General features: G+C 31.8%; 18 protein-coding genes. All 18 read right to left on the minus strand.

Going from position 1 to position 20612, the window contains the following annotated elements; genetic code table 11:
- Positions 1 to 38: 38 nt before the first annotated feature.
- Entirely contained in the window at positions 39 to 1277 is a 1239-nt protein-coding gene (locus tag ACTHUW_RS03875; protein ID WP_442212526.1) for an O-antigen polymerase, read from the minus strand.
- 52 nt (positions 1278 to 1329) lie between these two features.
- On the minus strand, positions 1330 to 2436 hold the full coding sequence (locus tag ACTHUW_RS03880) for a glycosyltransferase family 4 protein (RefSeq protein ID WP_442212529.1): 1107 nt from the start codon (positions 2434 to 2436) through the stop codon (positions 1330 to 1332).
- Between the two features lie 108 nt (positions 2437 to 2544).
- Positions 2545 to 3696, minus strand: a complete 1152-nt coding sequence (locus tag ACTHUW_RS03885; RefSeq protein WP_442212531.1) for a glycosyltransferase family 4 protein — start codon at positions 3694 to 3696, stop codon at positions 2545 to 2547.
- A gap of 77 nt (positions 3697 to 3773) precedes the next feature.
- Positions 3774 to 4274 carry a hypothetical protein gene (locus tag ACTHUW_RS03890; RefSeq protein ID WP_442212533.1) on the minus strand — a complete coding sequence of 167 codons (501 nt, stop codon included), beginning with the start codon at positions 4272 to 4274 and terminating at the stop codon, positions 3774 to 3776.
- 18 nt (positions 4275 to 4292) lie between these two features.
- Entirely contained in the window at positions 4293 to 5054 is a 762-nt protein-coding gene (locus ACTHUW_RS03895; RefSeq protein WP_442212535.1) for a glycosyltransferase family 2 protein, read from the minus strand.
- 16 nt (positions 5055 to 5070) lie between these two features.
- A complete protein-coding gene (locus ACTHUW_RS03900; protein WP_442212538.1) occupies positions 5071 to 6000 on the minus strand; it encodes a branched-chain amino acid transaminase in 930 nt (309 codons plus the stop codon).
- Positions 6001 to 6066: 66 nt separating this feature from the next.
- Complete coding sequence (locus tag ACTHUW_RS03905) at positions 6067 to 6747, minus strand: sugar transferase (RefSeq protein ID WP_442212540.1); 681 nt, start codon at positions 6745 to 6747, stop codon at positions 6067 to 6069.
- A 22-nt stretch (positions 6748 to 6769) separates the two neighbouring features.
- The gene (locus ACTHUW_RS03910) at positions 6770 to 8011 is read right to left on the minus strand and encodes a pyridoxal-dependent decarboxylase (protein WP_442212543.1); all 1242 of its coding nucleotides are present in this window, start codon (positions 8009 to 8011) and stop codon (positions 6770 to 6772) included.
- A gap of 45 nt (positions 8012 to 8056) precedes the next feature.
- A complete protein-coding gene (locus ACTHUW_RS03915; protein WP_442212681.1) occupies positions 8057 to 8875 on the minus strand; it encodes an aldolase/citrate lyase family protein in 819 nt (272 codons plus the stop codon).
- An 800-nt stretch (positions 8876 to 9675) separates the two neighbouring features.
- Positions 9676 to 10656, minus strand: a complete 981-nt coding sequence (locus ACTHUW_RS03920; protein WP_442212545.1) for an Abi family protein — start codon at positions 10654 to 10656, stop codon at positions 9676 to 9678.
- Between the two features lie 279 nt (positions 10657 to 10935).
- Complete coding sequence (locus ACTHUW_RS03925; protein ID WP_442212547.1) at positions 10936 to 11271, minus strand: hypothetical protein; 336 nt, start codon at positions 11269 to 11271, stop codon at positions 10936 to 10938.
- 78 nt (positions 11272 to 11349) lie between these two features.
- The gene (locus tag ACTHUW_RS03930; RefSeq protein WP_442212549.1) at positions 11350 to 13005 is read right to left on the minus strand and encodes a recombinase family protein; all 1656 of its coding nucleotides are present in this window, start codon (positions 13003 to 13005) and stop codon (positions 11350 to 11352) included.
- Positions 13005 to 14648: a recombinase family protein gene (locus ACTHUW_RS03935; protein ID WP_442212551.1), complete on the minus strand. Its 1644-nt coding sequence runs from the start codon at positions 14646 to 14648 to the stop codon at positions 13005 to 13007. Before ACTHUW_RS03935 ends, ACTHUW_RS03930 begins: the two co-directional genes overlap by 1 nt.
- A 236-nt stretch (positions 14649 to 14884) precedes the next feature.
- A complete protein-coding gene (locus ACTHUW_RS03940) occupies positions 14885 to 15589 on the minus strand; it encodes an N-acetylmuramoyl-L-alanine amidase (RefSeq protein WP_442212553.1) in 705 nt (234 codons plus the stop codon).
- Positions 15576 to 15992: a phage holin family protein gene (locus tag ACTHUW_RS03945; protein WP_442212556.1), complete on the minus strand. Its 417-nt coding sequence runs from the start codon at positions 15990 to 15992 to the stop codon at positions 15576 to 15578. The genes ACTHUW_RS03940 and ACTHUW_RS03945 overlap by 14 nt, the downstream gene beginning before the upstream one ends.
- Positions 15993 to 16059: 67 nt before the next feature.
- Positions 16060 to 17133, minus strand: a complete 1074-nt coding sequence (locus tag ACTHUW_RS03950) for a hypothetical protein (RefSeq protein ID WP_442212558.1) — start codon at positions 17131 to 17133, stop codon at positions 16060 to 16062.
- A 15-nt stretch (positions 17134 to 17148) separates the two neighbouring features.
- Entirely contained in the window at positions 17149 to 18276 is a 1128-nt protein-coding gene (locus ACTHUW_RS03955) for a hypothetical protein (protein WP_442212560.1), read from the minus strand.
- Positions 18277 to 18296: 20 nt separating this feature from the next.
- Positions 18297 to 20570, minus strand: a complete 2274-nt coding sequence (locus ACTHUW_RS03960) for a phage tail protein (protein WP_442212563.1) — start codon at positions 20568 to 20570, stop codon at positions 18297 to 18299.
- Between the last annotated feature and the right edge of the window lie 42 nt (positions 20571 to 20612).

The following is a 20612-nucleotide window of genomic DNA, read 5'->3' on the forward strand; positions in this document are numbered from 1 at the left end:
TATCAGAAATAGAATTTATTATGTTTAGGTTGACCTATTTATATACTAGCACTATGTCTAAGGAATAATGTGCTAAAAACTAAAAACAAAAACAACCCATGTGTTAATAATAAAGTTGATAGAAAAGATGTATTAAGATAGTATATATAAACAAATACAATTCCAAAATATTTCGGCGAAATTTTAATCATCTTTATATATAAAAATATTCCACAAATCAACATCGAAAAGATTATGCTACCTAAAAAACCAAACGATATATACCCCTCTGTGAACAAACCAACATTTGCATTAAGACCTTTCAATCCCATAACAACTTCACCTACGTACATTGATAAAGACCTATCAAGATTGCTTTCTACTAGGCCCAGACCAAGCGGCGAATGAGACATATATGTGTAATTACCAGTAAAGTATTTTATATATATATTATTCAGATAAGGAGGGACAAAGAAGACTCTTCTAATAAAGCTATCTAGTAAAAAAACACTTCCGGATATTGCCTCGACTAAAATACCGAAAAATGTTAGGAAACTAATAGCTTTAAGGAAATTTACAACTTTCAACACATAATCTCCTTTATAAAATAAAAGTAAAGCAAACAGTCCCATAAATACACTTTTTAGTGCTCCACACAAATAAATGTAAATAATCATCAAAAAGAAAAGTGTAACTTTAAACCATTTTCTACGTTCCATATTCTCAACTATTAAAAACGGTAAAATAATCCTAACCAAAGGAGCATTTATATATCCAGTCAACGGTGTACTAATATGTCTAAATAAAGCTCTCGTCTTGTATACATCTATCAAAAATAAGTTCTTAATATCGATATATCTATAATATAATACAATAAATGGTGTTATAAGAATTATACTAAGAGGGGTTAAAAGTTGATCTATATGTTTAAATCTTCTATTTTCACTAAATACTTTTTTCGTTCTAGAGACAAACACCAATAATATCAACGTCATCGCAATAGTACCCAATTGTACAATACTAGAATGTTTTGTATATTGATAGTAAATTACCTCTCCTGCAAACAAATAGATAAACATGATATTCCACACAGCAAATATAAATTTATCTTTTATGAGGTAATTTAGTAACAGCATAATGGTTAATATCACTGTTCCAACCAACAATTTTGACAAATTAAATGTAAATGTAAATCCCATATAGCTAAATCTATCTGATATAACGAACACATATGCTAGATTTAACCCAATAATAGCTATCATCTGCCAAATAATAACTTTTTGTGCGTTTTTTATCATTCAGTTCACTTCCTTCTCGTAAGGCCATTAATAAAAGGGGTATACATTTTGTTTAGCACTTCGTTAAAACATCTTCATATATATCTATATATTTCCTTGATATATCTTTCCAGTTAAAATTGCTACATAGCAAAGTGCAATTATTAGAAATGCCTTTATAGTTATCTAAAATTTCTAAAATGCGTAATTTAATTTCATAAGGGTCCTTACTATTCACGTGAAAGCCTACAGTCCCTTCATCAAATTGCTTATCAAATCCTTGCCCTCTTGAATAGATAACAGGTAGACCTTGACTCATTGCCTCTGCATAAGTTAGACCAAACGTTTCTGTTAAAGATGCCATTACATAAATATCAGCTTTACGATATTCTTCGATTAGCTCTTCACGTGATAAAAATGGGATATAGTTTACAAATGAATAACTCTTAATTATATCGAAAATTTTATCATCTAGCACCTTACCTATAACTGTATATTTTGCTTTTACCCCAGATTCATTTAGTGCCTTTACCGCCTCACAAACAGTTAACTGATTTTTTCTTTTGCCAATATACCCTACAGTAATGATATTTAATGTTTCTTGATTTTCTATGTTATCTCTAAAGTATCTGTTATTTAAAAAGTAAGGGTTTATACCATTAGGAATTATGAAACTTTTTGCTAAAAACTTATTTTTTAAATTCTTAGGAATGTACTTTGAATTCAACATCTCCAAATAAGACTCAGATAGATATATGATTTTTTCAGCTTCATTTAATATTTCCATACCTAATTTTCTTAAATGATATCTATACTTAAGAAAAATATTAATATCTACATCACGTACTGCGACTATATATGGTGTCCCCCAACGTTTTTTTGCTTTCAATGCAATATAACCATTTGAAAACAATGTATGTGCATGAAGCAAATCAAACTGATTATCACTATATAGATTAAAAAAGTCTTTGAGTACATTATTTTCTTTCAAATAAAAAAAGGCTCTGTGCCAATTTCTATAATTTAATCTAATATCTAAATACGGAGCCTTCACATCAGGCAAACCTCTTTCCTTAGCACGAAAATAGAATACCTTTAAATCCAACCCTTGTGCAATCTGTTCCTCCATTAAATCGATATAGAATTTATCATAATTCGAGCAGATATGACAAATCTTCATTTAATCACCCCTTTACTTTTTTGAATTGTTTTTCAAAAAACCTTTGTTTTGCAAAATTAAATTGAGTTTCAAAATAAAAACATTTTTAAATTCATCACGCCACTACCCCTACGAAATAATATCATATATTTGTGTCCATTTGTTTATTATAAATTCTTCATTAAATTCTCCCGTTTGAGCCTTCTCATAAGAATTCAGGGTCATTCTTTCTAACTCTTTACGATTAGAATCTAAATGTATTATTTTTTTAACTAGAAAATCCACTACTTCATCATCAAGATAGTCTGAATAAATGGTATCTTCTCTATTATTCCACACTAATTCATTTGGCATACTATCGTAATTAAAAAACCTATATTTAGGACTTGTTAGGTAACCATTATAATTATCTTGTACCATTTCAGGAAGGGCATATAAATTAGTTGTAATAACTGCATTTCCAGATTTAATTGCTTCTAAAATTACAAGCGGAAAGCTATCCTGTCTAGTTGGGCTTAAAAGTATGCACGAATTGTTATAAAATTTATTCAACTCATCTTTACTAAATTTAAAATCGTATAATAAGATGTTATCATTAGCTTTGATTTTCGTTCTAGTTTCTCTATCCAATTGATCTATTGGAGTTATAATATTTAGTTTAATATTATTTTTATCTAACTTCTTTAATTTATTAAATGCTTCAAGAATATCCTTGCCACCTTTTAAATTAAAGTTAGAAGAAATATATAAACATTGAATATTTGGCTTACTACACTTCATCCTTATGCTTTCTATACTAGTGAGCTTGTTATTTTTAACAATAGGGTATATCTGTTCTAACTTCACACTATCTGGTATTGAGTAAAAGTTTCTGATGGTTTCATAGCATGCTTTCGATAAACAGATAATTGCTTTTAAGTTAGAATCATTTAGATACTTTTTTAATTTCATTTTACTTAAAATAGACTTATTTCTCTTTGTCGAATAGTGAACTAGTGCTAAAGGATTCTCTAAATATATTACATAGCTAGTTTTTGAATTAAGAAATCTATTATAACTAAATACAATATCAGCAGATTCATTTTTTACCTTAATCCTTTGAATCAATCCTAGATAATCTGCTAAGTTTGATTTGGCTATCTTAGCTAATCTTTTTCTATTCTTTGTATTCATTTCATGTAACTTACTTCTTTCAAAAACAAATTCATGATTATTAATTTTTGATTCAAACAAATTTAGTAGAAAGCCTCTACCATTCGTTGCAACATGAATTTTCTTCATAGTATCACTTCCTTAACTCTACTATTATTAAACTCACCCTATACTTCTTCCAGTACATCTAAATGAATTTTTTATTATCAAATCTTATACGTCTTAAGAAAATTATTCTTTCTTAATGCCTCTATCTTTTTAAACCCTATCTTCATTGCTCCTTTTTGTGATGGAACATTCTCTTTACGTATAATCATAAAGATCCTTGTTTTATCATTATTATAATCTCTCACTATTTTCGATAATATATAAGGGTATAATCCTAATCCCCGATAGTTGATGTTGGTGTTACATGGACCAATTTGTATATCGCTTTCAGTCATAAATGGGAATTTATAACACTTAGGTAGGCAATATGATGTATGGATTATTTCGTCTTCTCGATATACATAATAAATACTAAATTTTCCATTTGATATTATGAACCAATACAGATTTCTAAACCATTGCTTAAAACCCTCATTCTTAATACATAACCTTAAGATAGTAGGTTTAAATAATCCATACTTAAAGTCTTTATTAATATTTGAATTTTTCGCACCCCCATCTTCCCCCGTATATTCGTATAGCTCATACAAACGAACCATCTCCATTCCTCATACAATTTATAAATAATGCTTCTTAAACGCATTAACTGCAAACCAAATTGAATTATAAGTAGCAACTAAAGAATTAATATTTTCGTTCTTTATCTGTGTATCCCTTACTTGCTTTACACTTTTCAATTTATTAGATGATAAAGAATTATTACTTTTCCTATACTGAACCAACACCTCATTAATTCCATAAGCATCTAACCCATTTCTCATTAACTGCAGCCAAGTGGCATAATCTTGTCCTGATCTTACTAAAGGCATTTGAAAATCACCTGTAATGTTTCTATCTATTACAACTGAGGATGTAGCTATCATAGTATTTTTCAGAAGAAACTTATAATCAATCTTTTCTTTGATACTTCTTTTCCCTTTTATAAGATTATTTCCCTCGTCAATCATCTCTATAGCAGCGTAACAAATGGCAGCATCATTTTTCTCTATTAATTCCATCTGTTTTTCAATCTTCTCCGAATACCACAAATCATCACTATCTAAAAAAGCCACATATCTACCTTTTGCAATATCCAACGCAGTATTTCTTGCGACCGCCGCGCCCATATTTTTCTCCTGTTTATGGTATGCAATTTTATCAGTATATCTTTTAATATAATTATTAATAATATCAGCCGACTGATCTGTTGAACAATCATCTACTAATACAATTTCAATATCTTGATATGTCTGAGATAAAGCAGATTCTATAGTTTCTCCTATATACTTCTCGCAATTATACACTGGTGTTATAACTGATACTGTTTTGTTGTTATACATATAGAACTCCTTTACCTTAATAAATTCCTGTACTCCAATTATCAAGTTTTGGTTGTTTACCTGTTACAGTTTTCAAATATTCAACATGAAGTTCACTTGTGATTTCTCCGCACTCTCCATTTCCTACTTGATATCTGTCAACTGAGAAAACAGGGGTGATTTCCATTGCTGATCCACAAAGAAAAGCTTCATCACACATATATAATTCTGTACGGTCTACACTGCGTTCTTCTACTTCTAGTTTCAATACATCTCTTGCAATCTGAATAATTGTATCTCTAGTAATACTTTCTAATACACTATCAGTAATTTGAGGTGTTACAAGTTTTCCGTCTCTAACAATGAATAAGCAAGAACCAGGACCTTCTGATACTTTTCCATCTTTATTTAAGATAATTGTTGTATCATATCCATTTTTAACAGCTTCTCTTTGGGCCATACGGCTATTAATATAATTAGCTCCGCATTTAATTCTTGGTGACATACTGTTATCATTTATTCTTTGCCATGAGCTAACACAACAATTTAATCCTTTTTTATTGTATTCTGGGTTTGTCTTTGCTTTTGGTATAGGTGCTACAAACATACCGACTGGTCCTGACGAATGCCAAGTGCCAAACCCATCAACAAATAAAGTCTGTCTTACTGCTATATCTTCTTTATATTCATTTGCTTTTATTACATCCACAAATGCTTTTTTCATTTCTTCAATTGTATATGTATCATCTAATTCTAATAGTCTTTGAGATCTCTTTAATCTGTTGAAATGGTCGTCTAATCTAAATGCATATAGTTGTTCTTCTTCTTCATTCCAATAACATCGAATACCTTCAAATACATTAGCGCCAAACTGAGATGTTGGTGATAGTACATTTATTGTTGCTTCTTGAAGAGGTACAACTTTTCCGTTTAACCAAATAAATCTATTTTTAATACTTGTCTTCATTTCTATTCCTCCAATGAGTATTTATATAAGAACCCACAATCAAGTAATCTACATTGAAACATTTTGCTACTTTTGTGAGGAACGGGCTTTTTCCGTTACAGCATCAGTAGCTCTTTTAGCGATTTCTTCATCTGATAATCCTTCTGAATCTTCTTCTTTAACTTCATAAATATCTTTCATTTTAAAGACATTAACTATTGTTAAAAAAATAATTTTGAAATCTATCAGAATTCCATATTTCTTAAACAAATCAATGTACTGATTATCATATTTCACCTTTTCATCCCATGGTAGTTCATTTCTACCACTAACTTGAGCTAATCCTGTTATTCCGGGTAATACAGTAAATCTTCTTTTATACTCATCACTAAGATCTTCATATTCACCAAGTTCATAAGATACAGGTGGTCTAGGTCCTACTATTGACATATCACCTTTTATAATATTGAATAATTGTGGTAATTCATCTAGACTTGTTTTTCTGAGAAATTTTCCAACTCTTGTAACACGAAAATCATTGGCATAGTTAAAGAGTCCCGTACCCATTTGCTCAGCATTTTCCACCATTGTACGAAATTTATACATCGTAAAAACCTTACCATTCTCAGTTAATCTACCTTGTCTAAATAAAGCAACTCCTTTAGAATCAATTTTTACAGCAATTGCAATAATTAATAATAACGGTGATAATATTATTATTGCTATTAGTGAAAGAAGAATATCAATGCCTCTCTTAACTAAATTCATAATCTATCCCTCCATAACATTACTAAAACTCAAATTTAAAAGTGTGGAATAAATCATCAAAACACTCTTTTCTCTTTATCAAGTATATTTCATCTGTATCATTATTACATTCAACCATAGGAAAATTTGGAAGTATGAATGGAGGTTTTAATACTACTGAATATGAACCTACATTACCGAAAACAACATAATCTCCAACTGCTAACTCTCCACTAAATCCTCTATATAGATAATCTGACTCAATACAAGTAAATCCACCAAAATCTAAATCTTCATATGTTAATTGCTCTTTATCGTTATCTTCATTATGATAAACTTTTATTGGAGGATTTTTTTTATTAAGTGTTGGGTTAATATTGTAAATACTACCTAAAAGTGTTGCTATCTTCTTATCTCTAACATCTTTTATACTCACAACTTTTGCTGCAAACTTCATAGCATCTCCAACCAAAGCACTTCCAGGTTCAATAAGCAACATAGGTTGTTTACCTTTTTCTTTAAAGTACGCTTTAAATTGATTAGCTACAGCATTTGCATAATCTTCATATGTAGGAATTTCTACATCAAATTGAGCTTTCAATGAATCTGCCATTTTACCATATAGCCCTCCACCAAGACTCAAAAATCTAGGTGCTTCTTCAAAATATTTATCAACTAATTCAAGTATTCCAGTCGCTCTTTGTGGCCAAGTCTTAATACTTCTTGTAGCAAAATGACTATGTAATCCATCTAATTTCAAATTAGAAATTTGACGAATTGTATCTATAGCGTCTTCAAATTCTTTACTATTTACATCAAAACCAAATCTTGATAATACCCCATCTTGAACATCAAAATTACATCTTATTCCAACCGAAAGATTATGCTCTGGATTGTTAATAGCAACTTCTTTTACTATTTCAAGGTCATAATCCGAATCAACATTTACAGTCCCGCCAGCTAATAAAAGTTCTTTTACAGCCTCTGCTTTTTTATATGGACCATTAAAATAGATTTTTTCAGGTTCTACTCCTAATTTCTTTGCTATATCATATTCCATATCTGAAACAACTTCTGCAAAACCACCTAGCCGATCTACAACTTTACAAAGTCTAGGTGTATAATTAGTTTTATACGAATAAGCAATGTATGTATTTGGATAAATATTTCTAAACGCCTCTTGTAATTCATTGAAATTTATTTTGAACTGTTCAGTATCTAATATGTAAAAAGAATCACCATATATATTACTGATTTCTTGCAACTTATCGATTGATAGATTCATGTTTTCCCCTCCTTTTACGTGTACAATATATAAATACTTGTTGACTTAAATTACAACTTTTTCTTTCTCTCCCACTATCTCTAAAACTTTTTGAATAACTTCTAACTGATTTGCTTTATAAAATCCTTCAGATTTATTATTAAGCTCGGCTTCAAACTGTCTTACATCTTTTATGCCTTTTGCAAATAACTCTTCTACTTCTTTTAAATCACTTACTTTATTTACATTACAAAAGCTTCTTGATAAAATAACCATACTCGAAGATAAACGATAATGTTCAGTAATAATTTTTTCAGCTCTTAAAACACCTTCACCTAACTGTGCAATACCACCGAATCCATACTCAATACCTTTTTGTCTTATCTTGTTACATAACATTTCTACTGTTCCATCAGCTAATAATTCAAACATAAACTTCATGTTATAACCAAGATGTAAATCATTAAGGCCTATATGTATATAATCAATTCCTTTTACGGATAGAATTGAATCAATATCTTCCGATGCTTCCGGTGTTTCTAATAGTAAGCATGCTTTACATCTGCCATCTACATAGTCAATAAACTTTTTAACATCTTCTTTATTCTTAAAAAATGGAAGCATCACAATATCTGCTCCATCGTTTATTACTCTATTAATTTCTTTTTTCGAACCTTCATATATAGGATTAACTCTTACAAGTAATTTTGCACTAGTCAATACCTTATTAATTTTTTTTACATCTTCAATACTGTGACGTGATATAACTGTATCTAAATGACCTTGTCTATCTTCTTTACCATTAATCTCAAGGTCTATAAATATCCAATCCACACCGCTTTTCTCGGCTATTTTAGCAACATCTTGCTGATTTGTTATATACATTAACTTTAAAGACACAATATTTCCTCCTCTATAATTAACATCCAAGCTTTTTATTTCTTAATTTATCTATGTATATGTACATTCTGTCGAGCCCCTTGCTATAATAGGCTTCCAAGACTCTTATCCCTTCACCATACTCACGTCGCCATGATACGAGATGGATAAGATATCTATATGTAGTATGCGTTATTGTATTTTGATTTCAAAAACCACAATATGTAGATTTTTAAGGTGAGTATGGTAAAGAGATAAATTATAAAAATAGACACAAAAAAAGCCCACCACATTGTGATGAGCTAAAAATTAAAAGCCTTAGATTCGTTTCTAAGGCTTTTAATTTTTGTTTTCGACCTAATCATCGGGTAGATTTTTCTAAGATATCCCTTATTTTTATAAAAATAAATCTTTTCCATTCAGATTATTTACAACCATCAAATATTTTCAGAATATTAAGAAACTTGACAAATGTATATAACTAATATATAATTCGAACTAAGTTCGAATTACACGATAACTTAAGTAATTGGCCCTAAATAAGTAAAGAAATTTGTATCTCTATCTAATGTAGATGGAGATTTTTTTATATCTTTTTTATCTATTCACGAGCTTGGACGGTAGCTTGTTCACCAGCATGTTCACGTATTTAAGAAATCAAAACATTTCAAATATAAGTTGATGAAAAACAAGCCCTTAAAATGGCCTGTAAGCGATTTAAATTAAAATCGGGACCTATTGATTGGGTAGCTATTTTAAATTATTATAAAAAAATACCAAGATCAAATTATATGACCTCGGCATCTTTATATTTTCTTAATATTATACCAATCTAACGGAAAACCCATTTCTTCAAGAACCTCTGTAATGCTTATTGTTTTAAGTTTCCCAGATAAATCATCTATTTCAGATTTAACTGAATCTACAAATTTATTAAACGAATATTCATTAAGAATAAGTTTACACATTATTACTACAGAAAACAAATCATTCTTTCCATATATAGGATTATTTGCTTTATCCTTTTGAATGTTTAATTTATGATGAATTGAATTTGTTTTAATCATATTCGGTTTAGTATCATTTTTTAAGGCTTTAAGGTTATAAAAACGTTCATCATGTGCACAGGCATTTCTATAAATAGTAAGAACAAATAAAATTTTTGTCATTTCGTCAGGTCTTAATCTAAACTTTCTGCCTATATCATTTTGGTCTTTATCTATTAAATAACTATAGAAAATACTGATTGTACCTAATGTCAGAGAATTAATCAATACCCATAAAGGAATATATCCATAAGTTAGCATATTGTGGGAAATCATTGAATTGTTCTTAGAAAGTTGTCTAGAGATTTCTCGTTGAATATTTGCGATAAGGCTTGACACATCGCCTATCTTTTGAGCTGCTGTCTTTTTCTCCCAATGCTTGACCCTAATGTCAAAATTGAATATTTTCAAATAATTATCATGCCCATACTTTTTTGAAAAATCATGTGATATTACTGATTTAATATTGTTTTCTATTTCTAATATGTATTTTATAAATATATTCTTTAATTCACGATCAAATAAATAAAGATTATACAACTCATAAAAATCAGTACCTTCTTTATACTTCTCATCAGTACCTTTATAAGTTTTATCAATAAATAATTCTTTATATCCATTAATTATATTATAATAATTTTCCATTTCAAGAATATCTTTAATCCTAGGATCTGATACATTTAGTCCTCTAGAGTCTAATTTCTTAATTTGATCTTCAATTGTTGAAAATAACTTATCCATATTAGCCTCCATTAAAATATAAAAACCCCGGGCCCGTAGGTCACCGGAGTATGATCACTATTATTATATGTTTCATATACTCTTACTATACATTAATTATACTATTAATTTATATCTTTGTCAATAAAATTTATTTTCTGTGAAATAACTCATTAGCAAATTATATTTTTAATTTTATAATAAATAATAATAAAAATCAACTACTTTATATTTATAAGCAATAAAAAAATATCCACCAAGTGACTTGATAATTGCAATCAGTTTACTCAGTGGGTTTGTTTATAACTTTTTATACCCATCCATAATTTTATAAGCATCCTTCATGGCAAGACTATTAGCTCTTATCATTTCTTCCGTTTCAAGAAGCTCATCTCCAACATTACAATATTCATATATCGCTTTAAAAGTAACTTCTTCACCTTTAAATATTTCAGTATCTATCATTTCTACAATATCTACTTCATGCTCTTCCATACAAATTAAGCATAATTTCTTTTCGCTTTTAAGTTTTTTCATATAATCCACTCCAATGATACTAAATACTAAATCAAAAACTACCTTTTTTATTCTAATATATATTATATCATAATCAAATTTCAAATGCTCTGGTAACAATAAAAATACCCACCAAGTAGCTAGATAATTCCAATCAGCTTACTCAGTGGGTTTCTTTATAACTTCTTTATTCCCTATTTAGTTTTTTCTTTTATGTTTCGCCCAGTCTATCCTTGAGATGCCACATTTGAGGTTAAATTCTACTCTGTGGTTGTCATAAAGTATTACCTTTTCTATAACTTTAAAGAAAATATCTTCTTCAAACTTTTCTTCTGATGCTTCCAAGTTATCTAGATATTTAAGAAGTTCATCAAGGTGCTTTTGAAGGTAAATACTGTCCTGTCTGTTCTCATCTAATCTTTCATATTCAAGCTGTAAAATCTCTTGCTCATAAATTAAATGTTTCATTGTACTTTCGTAAATAGCATCATTTCTTGAAGGCTCTCTTGCTGCCATTTCACTTATCCTATTGGTGATTCTTGCTAGTTGAAGGTTAAGTTCTTCTAGTCTATCTTGTTCTTGTTTTGTAGGTGAGAATTCATCTATAACTTCTTTAGCGTCTTCAATTGTCTTATCTTTGTTTTTCTTAAGCTCTATTATAGTTCTCATAAATGCTCTTTCTAATGCTTCTTCCCATACATATTTTGATTTACAGTCTGTAAATGTTGAGTCTCTTTTAGCTGGTACTCTACACTGCCAAGCTGTAAAGATAAACTTCTTTCCTCCCCTATTAGATCTTAGTCTTCTTCTTGTTACAGGTCTTCCACATTCTCCACAAAATATCTTATTTGAAAATACGGATGTTCCGCTATAACGAATGCTGTATTTTCCTTCGGGATCTCTAAACATCTTGCTCCTTCTTTTTAATTCTTCCTGGACTGCATTCCAGTCATCTTCTGAAATTATTGCAGGGTGACTGTCTTTTACATAGTATTGAGGTTGATGTCCTTTGTTTGGTACTCTTTTCCCAGTTAAAAAGTCAAGTGTTACACTCTTTTGAGCTAGACAATTTCCCATATATTTTTCATTTTTAAGGATTTTATATACTGAGTCAGAAGTCCATGTAGTATTTTTTCTTGCTGTTAAAATTCCTTCTTCCATTAACTTTCTAGCTATTACTTGGGTGCCACTTCCCTTTAAATACTCTCTAAATATTCTTCTTACCACTTTTGCTTCTTCCTCATCTATAACAATGTTTCCTTCTTCATCTGTATCATATCCTAAAAAGTAAGTGGTGGGTATATGAACTTTTCCCTGCTGGAATCTTTTCTGAACTCCCCACTTAGTGTTTTCAGATATAGAGTGACTCTCTTCTTGGGCAAGTGATGATATAAGGGTTATTAGCATTTCCCCTTGGCTGTCTAATGTATCGATGTTTTCTTTTTGAAAATATATCCCAATCCCTAGTTCTTTTAACATTCTTATGTGGGATAAGCAATCTAGAGTGTTTCTAGCAAATCTACTAATTGATTTTGTAATAATGTAGTCAATTTCTCTGTTTTTACACTTTTCAATCATTCTATTAAACCCTGCTCTATTCTTTGTTGAAGTTCCTGATATACCTTCGTCTGTAAATATTTCAACTAGCTCCCACATGGGATTTTTTTCTACGTAATCTTTAAAGTATGAAACTTGGATATCATAACTTGAAGCTTGGCCTTCCATTTCAGTGGAAACACGAACATAAACTCCTATTCTTTTTTTCTGCCCATCAAAGTGTTCTTCATTTCTCGATGTCCTTCTTCTTGCAGGAATAACACTAACTCTTGATGGCTCTCTATTATAGTTTTCCATTAGCTATCGTCTCCTTTTTCTATTTTTATTTTTATTTCATCTCCATTTAAAAGTGTTATAGAAAATACATAAGGTGACACCGCTTTAATAAGTGTCACCCATGCCCTTAGAAACTCTATATCTTCTATATTCTTTTTTAGTTCTACCTTTAGTACTGAAGATTTTTTTATATTTTCTAATGTTTCTATTGCTCTTTTTCTGTAATTATCATCTTCATCAAAGAAGGTCCACCAAGTTTCACTTTTCTCAATTTCCTTTTCTATTTGTTTTCGCTTTAGAGTAATATCTGTTGTATCTTCAAGATTAATAATAGCAGTATTCTCTTTTAGAAGGGCTTTTTCAAGTTCTAATCTTAGTCTGCTTTGACTGTTTTCTTTGTTGTTTTCAGCGTTCACTAGTACTTTTATCAGCTTTAATACTTGGTGTTTTCCGGCTCCTTCTGTGAAGATTTTATAAGTTTTATCAAATGCTTTAATTAATGCCCTTTTTACATTTTCCTCTGGAATACCTTCCGCTTTACAAAGTAGATTGCTTTTCATATGATTTCCACATCTCCAAGTGACTTTGCCTCTACAGATATATCTTTGAAAGTTTGCCCCGCACTCTTCACATACTAATCTACTTGATAAAGGATAAGATTTTCTTGCTCCTCTTTTAATCTTAGTTTTAGGATTCGCCTTTGAAAGTATATCTTGAACCTTATCAAATGTCTCTTTATCAACAATCGGTTCATGATTATCTTTTAATAGATACTGGTTTCTCTCTCCTTCATTTATTTTAATCTCATGGCTTAAATAGTTCTTAGTATAAGTCTTTTGACAGAGTGCATCACCTTTATATCTTTCGTTTTTCAAAATATCTCTAACAGCAATGGCTGACCAATCTACTCTTCCGTTAGCTTTTTTATATCCTTTTCTTATAAAGCTTTTAGCAATTTGATATGGTTTCTTTCCCTTTAAAGCTTCGTTAAAAGCCTCTCTTACTATTTCAGCTTCTTCTTCAACAATAATCCAGGCTTCTTCATCTTCTTTGGTATATCCCAATAATCTAGCGAAGATTGGCTTTCCCATCTCAAACCTCTTTGTATTAGCCCATGTAATATTTTCTGAAATGCTTCTACTTTCTTCCTGGGCCATTAGGGATAATACTGTTAGTACAAAGTCACTTTGCATGTTTCCAGTATCAAGTTCTTCTTTTTCAAATATTACTCTAATTCCTTTTTCCCTTAAAAGTTTTACGGTTCCTAGAGTATCTATTACGTTTCTAGCAAATCTAGAAATTGATTTACAAATGATAATGTCTATTTTCCCGTCTAAAGCAGACTTTATTATCTTATTAAAGCCTGTTCTCTTTTTGGTTCTAGTTCCTGACTTTCCTCTGTCTGTAAATATTCCTGCAAACTTCCAGTGTGGGTTTGACCTAATGTAGTTAGTGTAGTGGATTATTTGGTTTTCTAAAGAATTTAGTTGTAATTCTTCTTCTGTACTGACTCTACAGTAACTCGCCACTTTAAGCTTTTTAGGTTCTACAGCTATATCTACTGCATCCCTGAAACTAGATGTTCTATTAAGATTTAGTGCGGCATTATTCATCCTAAAATTGTAATCTATATCTCTAGCCTGTTCGAATACTGTACTTTCCATTTTTTATCCTCCTTTCTCTTAGTTAGCCTTTTTAAAAATAATATTTAGCTACCATTCAATCAGATTTTTAAAAAATATAATCCCCCAAAACCTCCCTAATTCAGTTATTTCAAGGGTTTGTTCATTACATATATCACTCAGAACGAGTTATATAGCAAGTTAATTCTAAGTATTTTTGGATAAAAAAAAGAGCAGGTAAATGTTTAATCTACCCACTCTAATATTTAAGTTTTGTGTTAGTAGTACTTAATAATCCCATCAAATCCTTTAGTCTTTACCTTCTTAAGCATTTTCTCTGCGTTAGACTTTTTTGAAAAAGCTCCTACTTGAACTCTATAATATTTATTAGGTGAAGTAGTAGGTTTGGCCTTCTTATTTAACTCTTTCTTTACTGCAGCTCTAAAGGTATCCATATTCTCACCATGCTTTGGAAACCAGTGCATTACATCTGCATGGTTAGAAGCAATCCCCTTCTTATTTCCTTCTGAGTGACAAATTATATCTTTTTCAGTAAGACCATATTTCTTACAAAAATGTACACAAAGGTTCACAGCATTGTTCCAGGCTGCCCTAAAATAGGCTTCATTCTTTTTAACATCATATCCTTTCATTGTAGCTCCACCAGAATAAGAAAACCCACCCGGTTCACAAATCTCAAAACCGATGTGGGTATTATTAGCTTTTCCTCCAGCATGCCAACCTCTGTGATTCCAAGGTAGGTATTGCCATATTTCCTTATCATCTAAAAAGGCATGAACACAGACTTGTCGATTGATCTCCCTAGACTTGTATGATTTGTTCCATCTACTAAACCAATCAGCTGCCATAACACCAGGAGTAGCAGTTGAATGAACCATAATTCCTTTAGGTTTAATCTTTCTTCCCACTGTATAACAATCATTTCTAGTCATATATTTTCTCTTTAAATTATTTAGTACCATCCTTATCTCCCCCATCTTTAAGTTGTTCGAGTACATCTACTAATTTAGCTGGAATTGGAAGTCCAAGTCTTGTAGAATTTTCAATAATACTAATTCCTTCATTTGATAAATAAAAGAATATTACTGCAGTCCTTATAGCACTTCCATCTCCTATAATATTTTTATCTATAATATGAGCTACAGCGACTAAAGAAAAAATCACTACCTTTTTAAATATCCCCTTGGCCCCTATATCACTTGAAAGGTGCTTTTCTAAAATAGCACACATAACCCCAAGTAAATAATCTATAACAACAAACGCTATAAGTGCATATAAAAATTCATCATATCCTCCCAAGAAGTAACCCAACCAACCGCCCACAGCTGCAATTATTATCTGAACAATGTTCCAAATATCTCTCATTGAAATCCCTCACTTTCATAGATTTGTATATATAAAGACGCCCGATTAAGGGCGCCATTGTTTTTCATTAATATGGTGCATAGTAAACATAGCCACTGGCTTTTGCATAGAAACCGTCTCCTGGAATATACATAGCTCCATCAAAAGTATCATATTCACTGGTAGTAAAACCTGGTTGCTCCACACCTTCCCAAGTGATGCCATCATTAGAGACACAAAGCATGCTCTCTTTTAAAAGAGCAAATTTCCCCCAGTCCTCCATCCAGATGATATTCCTTGGGTTTGGAATATTGTTATTGGCTAGATCCCCTACCCATGAAAGATTGGTCTCTGTAATTTGTGTGGCATCATCACTCATAACGCAGAGCTTCACATAGTAGGTATAATCGCCTCCTACATTGGTGTAATTAAACTTCATTACAAAGAGTACATCATTGATGGACCGAATAAACATATATCTGGTATCATTAACATCTTCCGGTATAGTCGTGCTCCATTGACCAGGGCTTGCTGAACTAGCTATTGCAATAGATTTATCTCCACCAACTACGCCAACAAAGTTTCCTTTATGGGTGGTTAAATATTTAAAGATTGGTACAGAAGTTCCGTCTGATCCAACTAAGGTCCAAGCAGTTCTTTCCTCTAGAGAATCGAAACTATAATAGACTGGTGACTTATAGTACCACCAGCTAACTATACCGGAGCCTCTGTCCATATCATAAGCACCACAGGTCATAGCGTTATGAGCTCCTGCACAGTATCCTGCATTATGCCAAGTAATACCATCAAAGGATGCGATGATGTTTGCCATACCTACAATCTTAGCAATAAACACACCATTCGCCGCATAAAGAATTTCAGGCTGGCCATAGCTCCACCATGGAACACTGACTACAGTCCACTGTTTTGTGTTCTTGTTCCAGTAAGACATATAAGGTGTTTTTGCATAATAAACCGCTATCTGTGCGTTTCCATTATCATAAATATTAATTTGAGTTTCACTACCATACTTGGTATATCCAAAATCGCTATAATTTTTCTTGGACCAGCTTAAGGTCGGTATAGTAAAGAGAACTTCTCCTCTTCCTCCAAAGGCTGTCCAGATGGCCAATGTATTATTAAAAATATGATCATAGCTCATAGGTTCAGTCCTCCTTTATACTTTCGTTACGCTGGTAATTCTTCCACCACTATCAGTAGTATAGTTATATGTTGCAGTCGTTCCATCTGCATATTCAATATAAAAACTCATCATATCCACTGTTAAAGTGGCTACTTCTTTCAACAGTAGCTCCGAGAAAATATTGTCTAGGGTAATGCTTGTGATACGACCTCCACTATCAGTAGTATATTGGTACTGGGCATGATATTGGTGGGTATCTCCCTTTTCAACTGTATAAGTTACATCAATAGTTGTATCCGTCACCACCAAATCAGAAACGATGGTATAAGATATCCCCAGGTCATTGACCTGAGTTTGAATATTATCCACTGAATTACCCACAGTAGAAAGGGAATTTTCAATCCTATAAAAGGTATCAGAAATACTCGGTCTATATCTTCCAACTTCCACCCGGATGTTGTACCGATAAAATGGGTTGTACTCCAGGGATATAATCCTTGTCTTCACATTGATTCCAAGGGGTTTAAATACGATCTGTACATTATCTCCAACAGTAAGGTTTAAAAGCTTAAAGAATGAAATATCATAAGATGAAGCATTTTCTCTAGAATCATGAGATACCGCCACATTTGTAACATTCTTGGAATCCATCACTGGAATATAGTCGGTGCTTCCCCTATGACTTCTTATATTAATGTTATATCCATCATATTCTATTTCTCCACCAAGAATAGCTATATACTGCATAAGGGCTGCCCTTCTTGATACCTCTTGATTAATTTTCATGGTGACGCTTTCTGTAAAATCAACTATACCTACATTAAATGGTGTACCCATTAATAATTGCTCCAGCCCTGTTGCTGGATCTCCTGTAAAGTCAAACTGGGTTATGTTATACATTTCATGGTTTAATACATAAGAAACATGCTCACAGGTCAATGAACAGACAGGAAGGCTACCCTGAAGACTTTTTGAAATTTGAACGATTTCAAAATACTGATCATCTAGTTTAGCGATTTGTTTTACTTTTAATGCTAGGGCTGATTTAGCTAGTACTGTAAAAGAAAGTGTATATTCTCCTTCTAGTGTTTCTCTAACACCCGCACTCATGACTTTTTTAATACTTTGAAGTAAAGTGTTTCCTGCATAGATTTCAATCAAGGCTTATCCTCCTCTCTGTTTTAACTACCTGCTACACCAAGGTTTCTAACGGTGACAGTATTTTGATTCCACTGAAGCTGTGCAATAACACGAGTTAATATATTTCCATCAATAGTAAGTGGTATTGTTACATCAAGTAGAGAACCATCACTTCTTCCTACACTTCCTGAAACCTCTGAATTTAAATCCAAATCAAAATCTGTAGGAATGGTATCCTTCATATCCTTCTCTACTCCACTCATGGCTTCAGTAAAACCTTCGCCAATGCCTTCACTCATATTTGCACCAATGCCTGCAAACACTTTAGATGGTGACCTTATGCCAAGTACACTTTTAACTCCTCTTACAATTCCACCTACCATTCTATCTACTTTACCTTTTAACCAGCCGATCATAGAAGATATACCATCCCATAATCCCCTGGCTATATTCTTACCAATTCCAAGTATTGATGGTATTCCTCTAGCTAACCCCTGGACAATAGCTGATATTATTTGTGGAAGACTAGATACGAGTTGCGGTACTGCTCTAATAATTCCAGCTGCAAGCTGAACTGTTAATTTAATTCCCATCTCTATAATTTTTGGTAGATTTGATACTATAAATGTAACTATGCTAGATATTATCTTTGGTAATGCTTCTACTAATGTGGGAAGTGAGTTTATAAGTCCACCTGCTAGTCCAGTTATTATTTGAAATGCTGCATCAAGAACTAAGTCCATATTTTGGATAAGAGTTTCAGCTATTAAAACTATTGCTTCTACAATGGATGGAATAAGTTCAGGTAAGGCTTCAGCAAGTCCTGTTGCTAGAGTTACTATCATAAGAAGTGCTGTTTCAACAAGTGATGGAAGATTTTCTACTATTCCATTTACAAGAGCAAGCACAAGCTGAAGTGCTCCTTCTGTGATTTGAGGTAGTGCTTCAATAAGACCGCCTACAAGAGTCATTATTATATTAGTAGCAGCTTCAATTAGTGTTGGAAGGTTTTCTAGTATACCATCTACTAGAGCAATAATTAAATCAGGTGCAACTTCTGCTATGGCAGATATTAGTCCAGTTACTACATCAAGAATCTGGGGTAGTATCTCAGTGATCTGTCCTACAGTTTCTCTTGCACCTTCCATAAGGGTTTCTGATGCTCCTTCTTGCCCTGTAATTAAACCTGTTAGTCCATCTAAAATCATAGTAAATCCTGGAAGAAGTTCAGCTGTAATATTGTTTTTAACTCCTGTAAATGAACGAGTTAAATTATCCATAGCATCTGTATAATTTACTGCTGCATCTACTGACTCATCACTCATTACAACTCCTAATTCATTGGCCTTTTCTTTTAGATCTGTTGTACTTTCAGAGGTTTGATTTAAGAGTGCTGCAAGTTCAACTGAAGATCTACCTAGAAGGTCATTAGCTACAGCTGCTTTTTCAGTTTCATCCTCCATCCCTTGCAGTCCAGCTACAGTCATTTCAAATACTTCTTCTCTACTTTTACCTTTTAAATCATCTATAGATATTCCAAGTCTTCCGAACTTTTCAGTAGCAGATGAACTTCCATTTATAGCATCATCTACTGAAGTATTTAATTTCTTAAGTCCATTATCAAGAGAATCAATACTGGCTCCGTTTTGAGATAATACATACTCCCATTCCTGATATCCTTTTCTTGAAAGTCCAATTCTTTGACTAGCCTTATCTATATTGTCTCCTGCTTCTGCTGCATCGTTTGCCATATCATATAACTTTTTACCTGCAGTAACTGCTGCTGTTCCTACTGCTGCCATAGCCGCACCAATTCCAACTGCTAAACCTTTCATTACAGGACCTAGTTTTTCAAACTTTCCACCAGCTTCATCTGCTACATTTGAAGCATCCTTTAATTCATCTGAAAACTTATCAGCTTCTTTTCCAGCTTCACCAAACTCATCACTAGATTCATCAAGGGCTTTATTATTTTTATCAAGTTCCTTTTCCATTTTATTAAGATCAGCATTGGCGTAATTTAACTTCATCTGCCAAGCTTGAGTCCTTTTATCATTTTCCCCAAAGGACTCTGCTGCATTTTTAAGTGCATTCTCAAGAGTTCCTATTTTATTCTTTTGAGTATCTATTTCTTTATTTAATACGGCATTTCTAGCTGTTATTGCTTGAACTGATTTATCTTGTTTATCAAACTCTGATGTAACTAGATTCATTTCAGATTTTAATACTTTAAAATTTCTATTAATATCTCTTAGGGAATTTTTAAATTCCTTTTCACCTTCAACTCCTATCTTAAAACCAAAATTATCACTCACTACCTCACCTCCCTTCTGCTTTTAGGCATGAAAAAAGACACC

This window comes from Senegalia sp. (in: firmicutes), from assembly GCF_052088025.1.
Classification (GTDB): domain Bacteria; phylum Bacillota; class Clostridia; order Tissierellales; family SIT17; genus Anaeromonas.